Source organism: Anaerolineae bacterium (assembly GCA_013178165.1).
Classification (GTDB): Bacteria; Chloroflexota; Anaerolineae; order Aggregatilineales; family Ch27; genus Ch27.
Genome location: JABLXG010000051.1, coordinates 1 through 17,963 on the forward strand (window position 1 = coordinate 1; position 17,963 = coordinate 17,963).

Below are 17,963 nucleotides of genomic sequence, written 5' to 3' on the forward strand. Positions count from 1 at the left end.
ACCCTGGGGCTCATCCGGTTGTTGAAGTTCGACTTCATTCCCCAAGCACGCCGCTTCTTCAATGCTCGGCTCGACCTGGCGCTTGACCTGCTTCTGGCTCCTCCCTGACAACTTTGCAACAGCCGTGCCCCTCACACCATGGAAATTGCCGCAAATCACCGCTAACGGTATACTTCGGCGCGTTTGCCAGACACAAGACCTTCCAAGTCTGGTCCTACACCGCGATAAAACGCCTGAAGCTGGCATACTTCAATCCTGACCATCTAGAGAGTCTCGCCAAAATGAGCAACCCACATCCACATACCGTGATTATTGGCGGAGGAATTTCCGGTCTGAGCACTGCCTGGTATCTTGAGCAGGGGCTGCGCGCCGCCGGATCTGACCTGCACTACACACTGCTTGAAGCAGGCAATAGATGGGGTGGCAAGATTCTCACTGAGACTGTTGACGGTTTTGGCTCACAGCCGTTCATTGTTGAGGGTGGTCCGGACTCCTTTATCACACAGAAACCATGGGCATTGGCGTTAGCGCGTGAATTGGGTATCGGTGACCGCGTACTGGGCACCAACGATTCACAACGCAAGACGTATGTGCTCAACCACGGGCGTCCGACTCCATTGCCGGATGGTGTACTGCTTATTGTGCCAACCCGGTTCATGCCGTTTGTCCGATCGTCGTTGATCTCGCCCCTGGGCAAACTGCGCATGGGGATGGATCTCTTTATCCCTCGCAGAAAAGACGACAGTGATGAAACCTTGGCTGATTTCATCAGGCGGCGGCTGGGACAAGAAGCGCTTGACAAGATTGCGGAACCCTTGCTGTCGGGCATCTACAACGCTGAAGCCGAGAGACAGAGTCTGCTGGCTACCTTCCCCCGCTTTCGAGCCCTGGAGACCCAACACGGTAGCCTGATCAAAGGCATGCTGGCCGCCCGCAGGCAAGCTTCTTCCAAAGGCTCCGCGCCCAAGCTGCCGCTCTTCACCACGTTTGTGGGAGGTACTTCAGAACTCGTCGATACACTGGTGGCCCGTCTGAATGGAGATCTGCGCGTTAATGCGCCCGTAACCGGGATCAAAGCGGCATCCGGAGGGAGATTCCTCGTTGAGTTAAGCACCGGTCCTGCGCTTGAGGCAGACGTCGTAGTCCTTGCCATCCCGGCCTACATAAGCGCCGCGCTTGTACGCAACTTCGCGCCGGAAGCCGCTTCCCTGCTGGACTCAATCCGCTACGTCAGCACGGGAACGATTTCGCTCGCTTATCGCACCGCGGACATCCCGAACGTTTTGAAGGGCTTTGGGCTGGTCATCCCCCACAGCGAGAAGCGCCCCATCAATGCCATAACGATCAGTTCAACAAAGTTCAAACAACGCGCGCCTGAGGGCTACACCCTGCTGCGTGTGTTCTTTGGCGGTTCGCGTAGCCCGGAGTCGATGGCGTTCGATGATAGCACGCTGCAGCAGGTTGTTCGCTCTGAACTCCGCGCGTTGTTAGGCATACAAGCAGCGCCGCTATTCGAACGCATCTACCGCTGGCACAACGGAAACCCGCAATACGACATCAACCATCTAAATCTGCTGGAGTCCATCGAAACGGCACTCCCGGCCGGGCTGTATCTGACCGGCAGCCCGTATCGCGGTGTAGGAATCCCGGACTGCGTCCATCAGGCCCAGCAAACGGCTGAACAAGTAGTCAACTTCCTTGTGGAACACCCGGCCAGCCACTAGTACCAACCCATCACAGATCTTCCTTAGAGGTAGATGAGAGTCCCTTCCAGACGCTTGTCGCTGTTTTCGTTCAACGCTATCCTCATAGAAACTCACTGAAATCATCAAAATACCACATAATTATGTAGATTTTGTGACTTTCTATTCAGGAGAGTGCCGTGTCGTCAAGCCTGCACCGTCCCATACCCAACCGGCCACAATCCTCCGCCACGACCCAGAAACGCGGTTCATCCCTGATCAAGCGCCAGTATGTGCGTTTCGCCTTCTACAAGACCGATCCCCTCTGGCGGCGGTTATCACCCGAGAAACAAGCGGAACAAAAACAGGAATTGCTGAAGACGATCCGCAGTTTTGGCCGTCGAATGCTGCTGCGTCCTTACAGCCTGATGGGTACGCGGGCCGATGCGGAGCTTCTCCTGTGGCAAATTGCCGAGAGCATTGAGCCGTTTCAGGCGCTGGCCACCGCGATCATGAGCACGCGCATGGGCGGTTATCTCCATCTCACTCATTCGTACCTGTCTCAGACGAAACGCTCTATCTACGAAATCCGTGACAATCCGGATGAAGACGCCGAACGGTTGGTCATCCAGCCTAGCGAAGCCAAGTACCTATTTGTGTACCCATTCGTCAAGACGCGCCCCTGGTATCGGCTCACACTCCCCGCGCGCCAGGACATGATGGACGAGCATATTCAGGTCGGGCGCAAATATCCGGCGGTAAAGTTGAATACAACCTACTCCTTCGGGCTCGACGATCAGGAATTCGTTGTGGCCTTTGAGACCGATGAGCCTTCGGACTTCCTGGACCTCGTCCAGGACCTACGTGAAACCGAGGCCAGCCTCTATACCTTACGGGATACCCCCCTGTTCACCTGTGTGCGGGTGGCGCTTGACGAGGCGCTTGATGCGCTGGGCGGCCCGCCGATCGCCGTTGCTCAGGAACCCGACAGACCTCACAGCGAGAGCGAGATAGAGGTCTGTCTTCTGGAAGACCTTCCACCCGGTGAGCGCAAACTGGTGTATCTCGACGGACAGCAGATCGCGGTCTTCAATGTGAATGGCACGCTGTACGCAATCACTAATCGCTGCACCCATGCCCGCGGCCCGCTCAGTGAAGGCACAGTCGAAACAAACGACGAAGGCTGCTCAGTAATCTGCCCCTGGCACTACGCCCGCTTTGACCTCGCATCCGGGCAGGTCATCGACGGTGTAGCTAGTATGGGAGTCGCCACCTACCGGGTGGAAGTACGCGAAGGTGTGATCTGGGTTGGCACCGCTGTCCGTAACTCCGCCAGCAAACGAGATCAGCCATGACCGATAGCCATCGTGATGCCCCGTACGACGCCGTCTTGATCGTGGCATTTGGCGGCCCGGAAGGGATGGAGGACGTTATGCCCTTCCTGGAGAACGTTTTGGCCGGCCGCAACGTTCCCCACTCCCGCATGCTGCAGGTGGCCGAGCACTATCGCCTGTTTAACGGAATCAGCCCGCTCAACAGCCAGATGCGAGCCCTCAAAGCGACCCTGCAGGCCGAACTGAACACCCATGGCCCACATCTGCCGGTGTATTGGGGCAACCGGAATTGGCATCCCTTTCTGGTCGAGACCCTGCGCCAGATGGCCCAGGATGGCGTACGTCGGGCATTGGCGCTGTTTACCAGCGCGTATAGCAGCTACTCAAGCTGCCGGCAGTATCGCGAGGACATTGCCCGCGCTCAGGCGGAGGTCGGTCCCACTGCCCCGCAGGTGGATAAGCTGCGCGTCTACTACAACCACCCCGGTTTCATCGCGCCGAATATCGCCAATCTACGGGATGCGTTGGAGCAAATCCCCCTAGATCGGCGGAAGGCCACAAGACTTGTCTTTACCGGGCACAGCCTGCCAATCGCGATGGCACGCTATAGCGCCTATGAGCACCAGTTACGCGAGGCCTGCCGTCTTGTGGCAGGGGGCGTCGATATTGGAGAATGGGATCTGGTCTTCCAGAGCCGCAGCGGATCGCCCCAGACACCCTGGCTTGGGCCCGACATTCTCGATCATATGAGCGTCCTCCGCGATCAGGGCGCTGGTGATGTCATTGTGCATCCCATCGGGTTCATCTCCGATCATATGGAGGTTTTGTATGACCTGGATGTTGAAGCCCGCCAGCATGCGCAGCAACTCGGCCTCAACATGGTACGGGTTGCCACCGTCGGCACCCACCCCATGTTTATCTCCATGATTCGCGAGCTGATTGAGGAACGTCTGACACCGACCGCGGAGCGCCGGGCACTGGGTCGTTATGGTCCCAGTCACGACGTATGTCCACCAGATTGTTGTCCCGCGGGGGAGACCATGCGGCCTCGGACCGAAATGCCACAGTGAAGGCTGTCTTGAGTATCGATTCAGCATGCATCGCGGTTGCGTGACGGATAGCACTACGCGACGAAGATGATGCCCAATCTCTAAGTTGAAGATTGTGTTGGATTCAGCACTTTCGCATGATCATTTCGCAGATTTGCACGTCCAGGAGCGTCAACCATGTCCCTCTATCCACCGCCGCGCCTAGTGTTCTGGGAGACAACTGCCGGGTGCAACTTGCGCTGCATTCATTGCCGCCGCATCACCGTCGCCGATCAGCTCACCCCGGAAGATCTGACAACAGAGGAATCCTTCCGTCTGATCGATCAAATTGCTACGGTCGGTAAGCCTATTTTGGTGCTCTCCGGTGGGGAGCCGCTCTTCCGCCAGGACATCTTTGCTATCGCCCGCTATGCCACCGACGCTGGCCTTACTGTTGCCCTGGCTACAAACGGAACTCTGATCAACGATGGTATCGCTGCGAAGATCAAAGACAGCGGCGTCAAGCGGGTCAGCATCTCGTTCGATGGTCAGGACCCAGCAACGCATGATGCCTTCCGTGGTCTGCCTGGCTCGTTCGATGCCGCCATCCGTGGAACGCGGGCCCTGCGCGCGATCGGCGTGCCCGTCCAGATCAACACCACAGTGGCGCGCCACAACGAAGACCAGCTTGAGGGAATGCTGCAACTCGCCAAAGATCTGGATGCCGCTGCGCTTCATCTTTTCCTGCTGGTTCCGGTTGGCTGTGGTGTGGAAATCGCGGAAGACCAGATGATTAGCGCCCGCGAATACGAACGAGTGCTCAACTGGCTGTATGACACCGAACAAGCCGAGCCGAATCTCCAGCTCAAAGCCACCTGCGCCCCCCACTATTTCCGCGTGATGCGCCAGCGCCGCGCCGAAGAAAACCGCCTAGGCCTCTATCGAGAACTGCCCGCCAGCCATATCCGGCAGGTCTATGGCGGACATCCGGGTGGGCATCCTGTAGCAGGCCAGGATCAGTTGCACGCGGCCACCAAAGGTTGCCTAGCCGGGACCGGCGTTTGCTTTGTTTCCCACCGGGGCGAGGTCTTTCCCTGCGGCTATCTGCCGGTGGAAGCAGGTAATGTGCGTCGGGAGGAATTTGGCATCATCTGGCAGAGCAGTGCGCTCTTTCAGGAAATGCGCGATCCTGACCTGCTGGAAGGGAAATGCGGCATCTGCCAGTTCAAGACGCTGTGCAGCGGTTGCCGTGCGCGCGCCTTTGGCGTCACCGGTAACTACCTGGCGGAAGAGCCGTTCTGCGCGTATGAGCCACAGACCCGCCAGATCGTGCTGTAGACCAATCGCTGTCTTTGCGGGCACAGCCATTCGAGCCTTGCTCTGCCCGTCGTTCTTTGCCACTGGAGGGATTCATGACCGCACGACGTCGCCTTGCCTGTTTCACTGCGCTCCTCGTCATTGTTCTGGCGGCTATAGCACCGACGGTTCGCGCTCAGGAAGGACCGCGTGAACTGACGATGGTGCTCACCCGTGACCCGGTGACCTTTGATCCGCACGGGCCGCTTGACCCTAGCGGGCCCGTTATCCTGTCGTATGTATACGACACGCTGCTCTACCAGAACCAACAGGAAGAAATCGTGCCGCTGCTGGCTCGCGAATGGCAGGTCAGTGACGACGGGCATGTCATCACCTTCACCCTGCGGGATGATGTCGTCTTCAGTAACGGCGCGCCAGTAAATGCGGATGCGGTGATCTTCACCTTCGAGCGCCTGCAGCAGTCCAGCGCCCGCTCCCTGATCTCCACTGAGATCGCCAATATCGCTTCATTCGAGAAGGTCGATGATCTGACAGTCCGCTTCATTCTGACTGAACCCTCCGTCACGCTCTTGAGCGCGCTGACGTACGCCTATGCGGCGATTCTGGAGCCCGGCGCTGTGGAAGCAGCCGGAGACAACTACGGCACACAGCCGGTAGGGTCTGGGCCGTTCATATTAAGCGAATGGGTTCAGGGAACCGGCCTGACGCTGGTCCAGAATCCGTTGTACAACGGCCACCGACCCATTGACTCTGAGGGTGGCCCCGTTGATCTGGATACAGTCCATATCCGCTTCACGGCCGATCAGACTACGCGCGTCAACGGCTTGCTCAGTGGTGAAGTCGACATCGCGTACATCACTACGGTCCCGCTGCTCGCCCCCCTTAAGGATGATCCCAATTTCAGCGTGCTGGATGATCCATCGCGCGGCTTCATCTTCCTCGGATTCAACATGGCCCGCGCACCCTTTGACGACCTGGCCCTGCGCCAGGCTGTAGCCCACGCCATCAACAAGCAGGAAATCGTCGACCTTGCCCGGGATGGCCTGGGAGTCGTCACCAACACACCCATTCCGCCCAGTATCTTTGGTTACAACCCTGAACTTGAAAGCGAGACCCCGGTTTTTGATCTCGAAGCGGCCCGCAGGCTGGTGGCAGCAGCCGGTTATGGGCCGGAGAAGCCGCTGGAGATTACGCTCCTGACATCCACCTTCCCGACCTATGAGGCAATGGCAACTGTGGTTCAGGCGCAACTGGCAGCGGTCGGGATCACAGTCAACATCGAAGTACTTGACTACGGCGGTATGGTCGCCGCCGCCGGTGAAGGCAATTTCGACCTGATGCTGACGCGCCTGGACTGGAACGACCCCGACCTGCTTCGGGTGTACTTCGCGGCCGATGCTAGCGCGAATCGCTATGGATACGCCAATCCGGAGTTCGATGCCCTGACGAACGAGGGTCGCCGGACATTCGATCCGGAGGCGCGGTTCGCCATCTACACCGAAGCCCAGCGCATCATGCTCCAGGACCTGCCTATCATCCCGCTTCACATGCCAATCACCAACGTCGTGGTGAACAACAGGATTGAGGGGGTAGAGCTAGTCCATAGTCACATCAGCCTGGAAAACGCCAGGATCGTCAGGTAACGCTTCAGAAAGGTGCTGCATGCAAATTCTGGTACGTCGTCTTCTCACCGCCATTCCGACACTGCTGCTACTCTCGCTGTTCGTATTCCTGCTGCTTGAGCTAGCGCCCGGTGATGCAGCCGACGTGCTGCTGGACCAAACGGCGTCTGCCGCAGACCGTGAGGCCATTCGGATAGAACTGGGACTCGATCGGCCACTGTGGTTGCGTTATCTCGACTACCTCAACGGCTTGTTGCACGGCAATCTGGGCGACTCGGCTCGCACCGGCGAGCCGGTCGCCCGTGAGATTGCTTCACGGTTACCCTATACGCTGGTCCTCGTAGCAACTGCAATGGCGTTGGCCATGTTTGCAGGCATCAGCGCGGGAGCATTCAGCGCATTGCATCGCGGAACGCTGTGGGACTCGTTGGTAAGGATCGCTATGTCAATCCACATGGCGATTCCGGTTTTCTGGTTAGCGATTTTGCTGGTGAGTCTGTTCGCTCTCAAGTTGCGCTGGCTACCCGTTTTCGGGTCGGAAACACCCAGACACCTGGTGTTACCTGCCATCTGTACTGCGTTTCCCCTGATTCCCGGTATCGCCAGGCTAACAAGAGCCAGCCTGCTGGAGACACTCGGGCAGGATTTCGTGCTTGTGGCGTACAGCAAGGGATTGCGTAGCAGAGCGGTGCTGAACCGTCACGTATTGCCTGCCGCCGCCATTCCTGTGGCCACATACATTGGCATGCAAGCTGCGCGCCTGATTGGGGGCCTTATCATTGTTGAGACAATTTTCAACTGGCCGGGATTGGGTGGGTTAGCTGTTCGTGCCGCCTTCGACCGCGATCCGTTGCTACTCCAGGGGACAACACTCGCGATTGCAGCAATGACTTTCGTAATCCTGTTCACGGTGGATCTATTAGTGCTATATCTTGACCCACGTTTGTCACGACAGGCAGCATGATGAAGAACACAGGCCTATGACTACAATCTCCGTCAATGACGCATCCAGGGCAGTCGTTAACCAATGCAGCCCAACCACATTATCGCTCACCGCTGCTCAATCATCTTCGCGGCTGCTGCCTGCACCGCTTGTCATCGGCGCGATTATCACAGTGGGCTTGATCACAGTCGCACTGCTGGCTCCTCAGATCGCTCCGTACGATATGGCCGTAATGTCCCCGGGTGAACGTCTCCAGAGTCCATCATGGCAGCATCCTCTCGGAACCGATGCCTTCGGTCGGGACCTGTTCAGTCGCATTTTGGTCGGAGCGCGAATCAGCCTGACGGTAGCGGTAGCGTCTGTGCTGCTGGCCGCACTGCCCGGCATCCTGCTGGGAATTATAGGCGGAATGCGCCCCGGTCTTCTGGAGGGCGTACTGACGCGGTTGATGGATGCATGGATCGCAGTGCCCAGCCTGCTACTGGCAGTGGTGATGGCTGCCGCGTTGGGACGAACTGTTCTTGTCCTGACAACCGCACTGGCACTATCAGGCGTGCCAACTTACTATCGACAGGCCCGCGCCGAAACGCTCCTGGTTACGAACACGCTCTATGTCAGGGCCGCCCGATCGCTCGGGGGTACCGAAGCGCACCTACTGCTGCACCATGTATTGCCCAATGTGATGCCCAATTTGCTCGTGCTGATTTCGCTGCGAATCGGTGCGATGCTGCTTGCGGCCAGTGCACTGGGCTTTATCGGCTTGGGCGTGCAACCGCCAATGCCTGAGTGGGGTGCACTGATGGCTGAAGGGCGGAACTATGTTTTCCAAGCGTGGTGGCTGACGCTCTTCCCCGGTCTGGCTATTGCCATTGCCACTTTTGGGCTGAACCTGTTGGGTGACGGACTGCGCGACCTGCTGGATCCGCGTTATGGCGACTGCAAGAGCTGACTGCGTCGGCCCTTGGTGGGATCAAGTTAGGTTCTGGGATATCAGTTGGAAACAGGTGATCCACGGGCATGCGCTCTAACAAATTCACTGGACACTATAGTTTTCTATTCTTGGATCCTGATGGGTGCATTCCAGATTGGGGGCAGGGTCAAGCTGCGGCAGCCCAGAGGTCATCGAAGTCATGGCTCAAGACCGCGGAACGCAGGACAAGCATCCGCTCCACACCTGGGCGAGACCAGTGCATTCCGGAAGCGGCCAGGCGGGTTCGGTATTGTTTGATGCCGCTTTCAACAGGGCCAGACCCAATCAACCAGCCGTCTTCGCGAAACTCGTGGTAGCGCATACGACGTTGGTGCCGCTCGAAATACAGCGCCAGGTCTGGTAATCCCGCCTGGTGCAAGGTCTGAACGATGCGCCAGGCCTGGCCGTAGAACAAGAGGTCCTGGGCCTGGTGATACCAGCTTATCGCCTGGGCCTCCGCGGTAGGGAAGAGGGCTTGCGCCGCCTCAGCCAGGTGTTGGGTGGCATGGTACCAATCGACAATCTGGACACTGTCGGGAAATATGTCGGCACAGAGGTTCCAAATCCACTCGGCCCCGTCAGCGGTGACGCTGCTGCGGGCGGCATTCAACAGGTCATGAGCTGCGGCCAGTTCCCACAAAGCCGGGGAAAAGCGGGCTACGTCACCCAGCACTGCCGTGTAGTGGCTCTGTTCCGCGCAGGGCTGCGCAGCGGCTTCCCCACTCCGCACATCATACCCATCACGGACGCCCAGATCATAGACTACCCCGACTTTAAACTCCTTCCAGCCCTCGCCACGCACATGCACCATCCCGCCATCTAGGCTCACCCCTTTCAGCCGCTGATGGTCCTGGCGAGCATTGCTGGGCACGATGCGCTCAGGCCGCAGGGCAGCCTGTCGGCGGGCCATTTCCGCCTGCAGTTGTGCCCCCCGGTGCTGGGTCTCACGCCAGGCATTGGTCTGACCGATGGTCTGCCCCCCAATGCACGCCATGACCTGGCTCACCTGGGCATAGGGCAACAGGCTGCTCAGCCACACGATTTGCTTGCTCAGTCGCTCACTATACTGGCTCGCTCCCAGTCCCCATCGCTGATCCAGGGGGAAAAACACCCGCCCGGCAGGTCTTGCAGTAGTAATAGGCCCGCTTGACCTGCACTCCCCCTGTTGCCGTGACTACGTACTTCCCCTTTTGTCCCTTGTAGTGCATGGCCTGCCCACAATGCGCACACACTGGCCCCGCCGCTGACCGGTCTTCCTCGCTCGCCTGCTCCACCAACCCCGCCGTCAACACCGCCTGCATCTTCTTCCCTGCCACCGTCACCAATTGCTCTATCTCACTCAAGGTGATCTGCTCAGCTGCCGTCTTCTCGGCCAGTAAAGCATCGAGTATCTCGCTCATTTGCGCTTGCAGCGCCGCCCGCAACGCCCCGTCTGATTGTCCCATTTGGCTTATCCTCCTTAGCGTTCCCCCTAGTCTACCCCTTTCTTGCCCCCAATCTGGAATGCACCCATCCTGATTAGGCAGCCCGGGGAACAACGTGGTATGATGCAAATTGAAGGGGATATACCCGAACAAACACCAGTGATCCTGAGATGATGCGACGCCCGTCGCTCCCGTACCAGCTATAAATATCCGCATCCGCTTGGGTGCGGATATTTGCTTTTTGGGAGGAGAGTTGCCCAATCACCCGCAGGACCATCCGCAGCGCCCTCACGACAGGCCAGCCTGCAGGTGGTCAGCCTTTGCCCAACACGTCCGGGCGACACGCGCCGGGCGTATTCATCTGGATGATGGAGCGCGGAGGAAAAGCGGGAAGGCAGGAATAGCGAGGGGGGCTACTGCCATTCCCACACGGGTTCGCCGCTCAGGATACGCCGGATCTGATTGGGGAAACGATCCGGGTCCAGAGGCTTGCCCAGGAAGCCGTCGAAGCCGGCCTGCTGGGCGCGTTTCATCTGTTCCTCGCTGGTCTCGGCGGTTACGGCAACGACCAGGGTATTTTGTAACCGGTGATGAGCGCGGATTTTCTCCAGCGCCTGGTAGCCGTCTTCATACGGCAGGCGGATGTCCATCAGGACCAGATCCACACGCGGCAGGGTGTCGGCGAATTGCACAACCTGCCAGCCGCTGGTTTTCCATTCGCAGTGCTGTACCCCCATAAAGGCCAGCATCCGGGCGATCAGGACGAAGTTGGGCACGTTGTCCTCAACAACCAGCACTGCGCCTCACCCGGTTCGATCGGGCTGTGTACTCTGGCCATAAACTGCGAACTCCTTAACTGTGCTGCATCGATACTGCAGAGTAATGCTGCACCTCATCCTGTCCTGCCGGGCAAAATCCGGAGGACAGGCCGGGTTTGATACCATAATGAGTCAGGGTCTAGTTTACTCTAAATTTGTGTTGCCCCAAAGTTAGAATCTGGCGAATCTGGCTGTGACCTGCTGCAAGAGGGTCAATCTGGCTATGACGATTAGAATACGATAAATCTCATCAGAGATATTGCGTTTTGAGTTGCATTGTGATAAGCTAAAAACATGACTGCGATGATGACTCTGTATCCCCTGCCTGTTGGCGTTATGACTGTCGGCTGCATGTGTATGTGTATGCCGTTTTTCAAGCGTGCCTGGCGGCCGGGGAGCAGGGCGGTGCAAGGGGACTAATCCCACATCGCTGGCCATCTGCAAGTGATTTCAGCCGACCAGGCCCTGGTCGGCTTTTTCGTTTTTTGCCAAACCTCCGACAAAGGAGATGGTGCATTATGGAGATTATCCTGCCCCGGCCAGTTGAAGAAGAGGCGCTGGCGCATCTGCGGGCAGCATACCCCAACGAGGGCGGTGGCTTCTTGCTCGGCCACCGGCAGGATAAACAGGTAACCGTTCTGGAGGTTATACCGGTCGCCAATGTCTTCGCCGCTGAGGAACAATATCACCGCTACGCCATGCGGCCTGAGGACTGGATTGCGCTGGAGGATCAGGCGGAGGGGCGCGGCCTGACGCTGGTCGGCTACTTCCATAGTCATCCCGATTCGCCCGCTGTGCCTTCTGACTATGACCGGATGCACGCGCTGCCGAACTTTGTCTATCTGATCGTGCAGGTGGATCAGGGGGGAGTCCGGGCAGCGCGGGTGTGGCAACTGGTTGAGGATCGCAGTCGCTTTGAAGAACTCTCGCTTATCCGCCCTGGGGCGGGCGACTCTTTGCTGACTCACTGAAGGAGGATTTACCATGGCTTACATCAAGATTCCAACCCCGCTGCGTCAATATACCGGCAACCAGGCGGAAGTCGCCATTCGTGGGGCGACGGTCGATGAGGCCCTGCGCGATCTGGTCGCCCGTTACCCTGCCCTGGCTCCGCACCTGTATGAGGGCGATGACCTGCGCAGCTTCGTCAACATTTTCCTGGGGGATGAAGATATTCGCTTTCTACAGGATCTGGCCACGCCGCTCACTGAAGATGCCCGCCTGCGGATCATCCCGGCAATCGCCGGGGGAACGTCGTCCTGAGGGGGCTTCTGGAGAAGGGGGTATGCCCATGAACGCCGAACGCCGTGTGGATCACAGCGCGCTGCGCACCAATCAGGCGTTTATCATCGGCCTGCTGGCGCTGGCTTTCCTGCTGAATGCGCCGGTGCTGGTGGCTTTCGTGGCGGCAGTGATGCTCATCGGGACGATCTGGCCGGGGGCTGGCCTGTTCAAGCGCGTTTACCAGCATGTGCTGCGGCCAGCGGGTCTGGTTCGACCGGATGTGCGCCCGGATAATCCAGAGCCGCACCGCTTTGCCCAGGGACTGGGCGGGGTGTTCACCGCCCTGGGAGTGTTGGCCCTGGCGCTGGGGGCGTCTATCCCCGGCTGGGCGCTGACCGGGCTGGTGATCGGCCTGGCGGCGCTGAATCTGTTTGCTGGGTGGTGCGCCGGTTGTACGCTCTACTACTGGCTGGCCCGACTGGGGGTGCCCGGTTTTGACCGTCAGCCGGTGGAGGCAGGGCAATGATCGAGCGCCTGCTGGTTCTGGTGATCTTCTTTGCGTTGCTCCTGGCGGCACTTGTCCTCTATCGCCGCTGGCAGATGCGCCATATCACTGTGCTGGCGCCAGTTGATCCGTTGCTGGCGGGCTGGCAGCCTGGCGTACCGACTATCGTCTACTTCAGTTCGCCCCATTGTGCACCGTGCCGGTTGCAGCAGGAACCGGCGCTGCATGCGTTGCAGGCCGAGCTGGGCGCCGCAGTCCGGATCGTGCCAGTAGATGCACTGGCGCAGCCAGAAGCCGCCCGGCGCTGGGGCGTGTTGACGGTCCCGACGACTTTCGTGCTTGATCGCCGTGGTTGCCCGCAGGAGGTCAACTACGGTGTGGCCGGTGTGGAGAAGCTCAAGCAGCAATTGCTGCGGGCAGGCTAGGGCCTGTTCCTGGAAGGATGGACACGCATGGTAGTCATTCCTGAACGCATTGATCCAGCCTCAGTCGTCCTGAGCCATGATGAGATCCGGCGCTACAGCCGCCACCTGATCCTGCCGGAAGTGGGTGTGGAAGGGCAAAAACGGCTGAAGGCGGCCAGTGTACTGCTGATCGGGACGGGCGGCTTGGGCAGTCCACTGGCATTATATCTGGCTGCCGCCGGTGTAGGGCGGATCGGGCTGGTGGATTATGACGTGGTTGACGAGAGCAATTTGCAGCGCCAGGTCATCCATGGCACCAATGATGTCGGGCGGTCCAAGCTCGATTCGGCGGCGGAGACGATCGCCGACCTCAACCCGTTTGTGGCCATCGATCGCTACAATGTCCCGCTGAGCAGCGCCAACGCTCTGGATATCCTGGCCGGTTACGATGTGATCATTGACGGCACGGATAACTTCCCAACCCGCTATCTGGTCAACGATGCCTGTGTGCTGCTGGGCAAGCCCAATGTCTACGGCAGCGTCTTTCGCTTTGAAGGTCAGGTCAGCGTGTTCTACGCCAGGGAAGGCCCCTGCTATCGCTGCCTGTTTCCCGCCCCGCCGCCGCCCGGTTTGGTGCCAAGCTGCGCTGATGGCGGCGTGCTGGGCGTCCTGCCGGGTACGATCGGGACTCTACAGGCCACCGAAGCGATCAAGCTGATCACCGGTATCGGTCAGCCGCTGATTGGCCGCCTGCTGCTGTATGACGCGCTGGAGATGAGCTTCGAGACGATCAGGCTGCGCAAGAATCCGGCCTGCCCGGTCTGCGGGCCGAACCCGATAGTCACCGAATTGATCGACTACGAGGCTTTCTGTGGCGTTCCCGCCCACGACCGCAGTACATTCAGCGGTGAGGGTGCGCCTGTGCGGGCGATCACCGTGGATGAGGTCAAAGCCCGACTGGATGCAGGTGATAACCTGCTGATCCTGGATGTGCGCGAACCGCAGGAGTGGGCGATCAGCGCCATCCCCGGCACGCTGCGTATCCCCAAAGGGGAAGTCCTCAGCCGGTTGGAGGAACTGCCGGCGGACCGCGACATTGTCGTCCATTGCCGGACAGGCATCCGTTCGGCGGATGTCATCCGGATGCTGCAGGAGCGCGGCTACACGCGGCTGTACAACATGGCCGGGGGGATAAACGCCTGGGCGCGGCGGATTGATCCCACGCTGCCGGTGTACTGAGCTTTCCGCTCCGCCAGTGCTATAGCTGCCTTGCGCCGGGAACGACTGCTCCCGGCGTTTCTTTTGTTGCCCGGCGGCCGCCCTCTTTGTTGAGGACTGTCGCGGGAAATCTGCCGTTTGCCAGTTGGGCGGGGCTGGCAAGGCATGTTATTGTAGGGGCAGGGGAAGCGGGTGCTGTGCGCCAGCGGGTGAGTCCCCGTTGTGATCGGGCAATCCTACCTCGGAGCGTATGCACACGGATGAACAGGAACAAGAAGCCGCTGTACCTTACGGCGGAGGAAGCCGTCCGGTTTGTCAAATCAGGCGACCGTGTCTTCATGACCGGCAACTGCTCGGTGCCCCGCCAGCTGCTGACCGCGCTGGTGGATTATGCTCCCAGCCTCTCGAATGTCGAGCTGGTGCATCTGCTGACGATCAGCGATGTTGATTATGTGGCGCCGGAACTGGCGGGCCATCTGCGCGTCAATGCCATGTTCATCGGGGAGAATGTGCGGGCGGCGGTCAATGATGGCCGTAGCGACTTTACGCCGATCCTGCTCTCCGATGTGCCGCGGCTCTTCCGGCGCAAGGATAAGTTTCCGATCAACGTCGCCCTGGTGCATCTTAGCCCGCCAGATATCCACGGTTATTGCTCATTTGGGGTCGAGGTGGGCCTGACCAAGACAGCCGCCGAAGTCGCGGACGTGGTCATTGCCGAGGTCAACGCGCAAATGCCGCGTGCGCTCGGCGACAGCATGATTCACCTCAACAATATCGATGTCATCGTTGAGGTGGATTACCCTGTGCCGACCGTGACAATGACTGAAGCTAACGAGTTGCAGCAGCAGATTGCCCGCCACATCGTGGAATTGATCCCGGATGGCGCAACGTTGCAGACCGGGATCGGTGGCGTGCCGGACGCGGTGCTGCGGCTCCTGACCAACCATCGCGATCTGGGGATTCATACCGAGTTGTTTTCAGATGGTGTGATCGATCTGGTGGAACAGGGGGTCATCACCTGCCGGGCCAAGACGCTGCACACTGGTAAGATCATCGCCGGGTTTGTGCTGGGCACCAAGCGCCTGTATGATTTCGTTCACGATAACCCGATCTGCGAATTTCACCCGACGGAGTATGTCAACAACCCCAGCGTGATTGCCCAGAACGCGCGGATGGTAGCGATCAACAGCGCGCTGGAGGTTGATCTCACCGGCCAGGTGTGCGCTGACAGCATGGGCCACTACTTCTACAGCGGCGTAGGCGGCCAGCTTGACTTCATCCGGGGAGCAGGGCGGTCGGAAGGGGGCGTGCCGATCATCGCCCTGCCGGCGACGGCCAAAGGTGGCACGGTTAGCCGGATCGTGCCGGAACTGAAGCCGGGGGCTGGCGTCACCACCACGCGCAACGATGTGCACTACATCGTGACGGAGTTTGGCGCGGTTGACCTGTTTGGCGTACCCGTGCGCGAGCGGGCGCGACGGCTGATCAGCATCGCCCACCCCGATTTTCGGGAGGAACTGGCTCGTATCGCCCATGACCGTTACCACCTCAATGTGGGTTGAGGGTCACTTTGATCGCTAACGGGACGCTATAGAGCGATGGGTGCGCCAGACGAAACGGTGGCAGGCCGGTGTGGGCAGTAAGTCAGTTTCGCTCAAGGTGCTATGACAGTTCGGGCAGGTCCAGAGGGTCACGACCGGCGGCAGGCCGTGCAAGCGGGCGATAGCTGGCGGCCAGTGTTGCTGGCCGTTGAACTGAAAACAACCGGCGTGCCAGCAGGTAGGGCAAAGCGCGTAGCGGGTGGCGTTCATCGTTGTTCTGTCCTCTCTGAGCCATCGACGCGCTAATCCTACAGGGTTGTGGCGCGGATGACTGGTCGGCTGCCTGACGGCTGACCTGTGTTTATCAGGCGGAGATGTGCTTGGGACGTTTTTTGCGCGGAGGGGGTTCCGTAACCACAACATGCCGGCACCCCTGCAACGGTGAATCAGGCCTATGAAGACGAAAGCTCAAATCCTTGCCCTGGTGATTCTGTTGAGTGTGGTGGTACTGGTGGGGTGTGAGCCGCTGGTGCCGACGCCTACACCGCAACTGATCATCATCACCGCGACGGCCAGCCCGACGCCAGTTCTGACACCAACGCCAACGCTGACGCCCACGCCAGAGGTGAGTCCGACGCCGGAACCAACTGCCTCTCCAACAGCGGTTTCCTGCCCAGAAACAACGGGGCAGGTCATCGTCTTTGCGGAGTTCCCCAGCGAGATCGCCGGGCGGAATATGCCTTATCGTGTGTATGTGCCGCCCTGCTACTTTCAGCTGGCCCGCCGGTACCCGGTGGTTTATCTACTGCATGGCGCCAGCCAGGATGATACGCAGTGGGAAGATCTGGGGCTGCCGGAGGTGCTGGATCGCGGGTTGCAGCTTGGCGAGTATCCGCCGATGATTGTGGTGATGCCTTACGGGGCCGGTCTGTTACCGGATAACTCCTTCCCTCCGGATGCTTCGCTGGAAAACTACCTGCTGGAAGAGTTGATGCCGCGCATTGAGAAAGACTTCTGCACGTGGGAAGATCGCGCCTACCGGGCGATTGGCGGCAACAGCCGTGGCGGCTTCTGGGCGCTGAGCATCGCCTTCCGCCATCCTGAGCTGTTCAGCAAAGTTGGCGCGCACAGCCCGGCGCTGGATACGGATATCACACCGGCGGCGTATAACCCGCTGGAACTGGCCCTAAGCGCCCCCTTCTTGGACACACTTCGGATCTACCTGGACAACGGGGCAGAAGATCCGGTGCGCCCGGAGGTAGAACGGCTGAGTACGCGGCTGGTGCAGCGCCGGGTGGCGCATGAGTACGTGATCGATCCGCTGGGAACACACAGCGACACCTACTGGGCGAACCATCTGCCGGACTATCTGGCTTTCTATGGCGGTACACCGATCGATGGCTGGCCGCGGGATGCGGGCCAGTTGCCAAGTTGCCTGGAACCAAGCCCTTGATCGGGCGGGGCTTGCTGCTATAATACCGCCCGCTGCACCTTACGAATGGGCAAAATAAGGCGGAAAGAAGGTGGCGGGGGCTTCAAAAAAGCCCTTGACATCCCCCGGTGACTGCGCTACACTGATGGGGCACTGAGAAAACAGGGAGTGCAAGCTACTTGAACCGAGCATACGCCAAAGTCCGAACTGAATAGCCTATAGATCGCATGGCGTACGGAATGCAAGTGAGCAGCCCGGCGTGATGCCGGGCTGTTGTCGTGGGGGTGTGTGACTGGCGGCTGGGCTGGAGGGGGACTTCCAGGGCAGCGGCGGGTGACAGACCCGGCGGGCGGGGAGCCGCTCGTGAGCGGACCTTAACAAGTGAATAGGTGAAACGCGAGAACTTCAATTTCTCCGCATCACATATGGGCAAAGCTACTAAGGGCATACGGTGGATGCCTTGGCGTCAAGAGCCGAAGAAGGACGTGGTACACTGCGAAA

The 17,963-nt window shown here is 59.3% G+C and carries 17 protein-coding genes and 1 rRNA gene; 15 read left to right on the forward strand and 3 right to left on the reverse strand.

The window, feature by feature from the left end; genetic code table 11:
• Positions 1 to 281: 281 nt before the first annotated feature.
• The 7 genes from hemG to HPY64_17875 all read left to right on the forward strand — a co-directional run bounded on the left by hemG (position 282) and on the right by HPY64_17875 (position 8,875).
• Positions 282 to 1,724, forward strand: a complete 1,443-nt coding sequence (gene hemG, locus HPY64_17845) for a protoporphyrinogen oxidase (GenBank protein ID NPV68990.1) — start codon at positions 282 to 284, stop codon at positions 1,722 to 1,724.
• 158 nt (positions 1,725 to 1,882) lie between these two features.
• Entirely contained in the window at positions 1,883 to 3,037 is a 1,155-nt protein-coding gene (locus tag HPY64_17850; protein ID NPV68991.1) for a Rieske 2Fe-2S domain-containing protein, read from the forward strand.
• Positions 3,034 to 4,086, forward strand: coding sequence for a ferrochelatase (locus HPY64_17855; protein ID NPV68992.1), 1,053 nt, complete (start codon positions 3,034 to 3,036; stop codon positions 4,084 to 4,086). The genes HPY64_17850 and HPY64_17855 overlap by 4 nt, the downstream gene beginning before the upstream one ends.
• A 156-nt stretch (positions 4,087 to 4,242) precedes the next feature.
• Positions 4,243 to 5,382 carry a radical SAM protein gene (locus HPY64_17860; GenBank protein NPV68993.1) on the forward strand — a complete coding sequence of 380 codons (1,140 nt, stop codon included), beginning with the start codon at positions 4,243 to 4,245 and terminating at the stop codon, positions 5,380 to 5,382.
• A 74-nt stretch (positions 5,383 to 5,456) separates the two neighbouring features.
• Positions 5,457 to 7,004, forward strand: coding sequence for an ABC transporter substrate-binding protein (locus HPY64_17865; GenBank protein ID NPV68994.1), 1,548 nt, complete (start codon positions 5,457 to 5,459; stop codon positions 7,002 to 7,004).
• A gap of 19 nt (positions 7,005 to 7,023) precedes the next feature.
• Positions 7,024 to 7,947, forward strand: coding sequence for an ABC transporter permease (locus HPY64_17870; protein NPV68995.1), 924 nt, complete (start codon positions 7,024 to 7,026; stop codon positions 7,945 to 7,947).
• A gap of 298 nt (positions 7,948 to 8,245) precedes the next feature.
• Positions 8,246 to 8,875 carry an ABC transporter permease gene (locus tag HPY64_17875; GenBank protein NPV68996.1) on the forward strand — a complete coding sequence of 210 codons (630 nt, stop codon included), beginning with the start codon at positions 8,246 to 8,248 and terminating at the stop codon, positions 8,873 to 8,875.
• 148 nt (positions 8,876 to 9,023) lie between these two features.
• On the opposite strand, the gene HPY64_17880 is transcribed toward HPY64_17875, so the two are convergent.
• The 3 genes from HPY64_17880 to HPY64_17890 all read right to left on the reverse strand — a co-directional run bounded on the left by HPY64_17880 (position 9,024) and on the right by HPY64_17890 (position 11,117).
• Entirely contained in the window at positions 9,024 to 9,890 is an 867-nt protein-coding gene (locus tag HPY64_17880) for a hypothetical protein (protein NPV68997.1), read from the reverse strand.
• Positions 9,891 to 9,957: 67 nt separating this feature from the next.
• A complete protein-coding gene (locus HPY64_17885; protein NPV68998.1) occupies positions 9,958 to 10,341 on the reverse strand; it encodes a hypothetical protein in 384 nt (127 codons plus the stop codon).
• A gap of 392 nt (positions 10,342 to 10,733) precedes the next feature.
• Positions 10,734 to 11,117, reverse strand: coding sequence for a response regulator (locus HPY64_17890; GenBank protein NPV68999.1), 384 nt, complete (start codon positions 11,115 to 11,117; stop codon positions 10,734 to 10,736).
• Between the two features lie 539 nt (positions 11,118 to 11,656).
• Between HPY64_17890 and HPY64_17895 the strand changes: the two genes are divergently transcribed.
• From HPY64_17895 to HPY64_17930, 8 genes are all read left to right on the forward strand, one after another.
• Positions 11,657 to 12,109, forward strand: coding sequence for a M67 family metallopeptidase (locus HPY64_17895; protein ID NPV69000.1), 453 nt, complete (start codon positions 11,657 to 11,659; stop codon positions 12,107 to 12,109).
• Positions 12,110 to 12,122: 13 nt separating this feature from the next.
• Positions 12,123 to 12,401 carry a molybdopterin synthase sulfur carrier subunit gene (locus tag HPY64_17900; GenBank protein NPV69001.1) on the forward strand — a complete coding sequence of 93 codons (279 nt, stop codon included), beginning with the start codon at positions 12,123 to 12,125 and terminating at the stop codon, positions 12,399 to 12,401.
• Between the two features lie 22 nt (positions 12,402 to 12,423).
• A complete protein-coding gene (locus HPY64_17905) occupies positions 12,424 to 12,888 on the forward strand; it encodes a DUF4395 domain-containing protein (GenBank protein ID NPV69002.1) in 465 nt (154 codons plus the stop codon).
• A complete protein-coding gene (locus tag HPY64_17910; GenBank protein NPV69003.1) occupies positions 12,885 to 13,292 on the forward strand; it encodes a thioredoxin family protein in 408 nt (135 codons plus the stop codon). Before HPY64_17905 ends, HPY64_17910 begins: the two co-directional genes overlap by 4 nt.
• A gap of 27 nt (positions 13,293 to 13,319) precedes the next feature.
• Positions 13,320 to 14,510, forward strand: a complete 1,191-nt coding sequence (gene moeB, locus HPY64_17915) for a molybdopterin-synthase adenylyltransferase MoeB (protein NPV69004.1) — start codon at positions 13,320 to 13,322, stop codon at positions 14,508 to 14,510.
• Between the two features lie 239 nt (positions 14,511 to 14,749).
• Entirely contained in the window at positions 14,750 to 16,051 is a 1,302-nt protein-coding gene (locus tag HPY64_17920; protein ID NPV69005.1) for an acetyl-CoA hydrolase/transferase family protein, read from the forward strand.
• 433 nt (positions 16,052 to 16,484) lie between these two features.
• On the forward strand, positions 16,485 to 17,483 hold the full coding sequence (locus HPY64_17925; protein NPV69006.1) for a hypothetical protein: 999 nt from the start codon (positions 16,485 to 16,487) through the stop codon (positions 17,481 to 17,483).
• A 402-nt stretch (positions 17,484 to 17,885) separates the two neighbouring features.
• A 23S ribosomal RNA gene (locus HPY64_17930) occupies positions 17,886 to 17,963 on the forward strand; the annotation flags it as partial.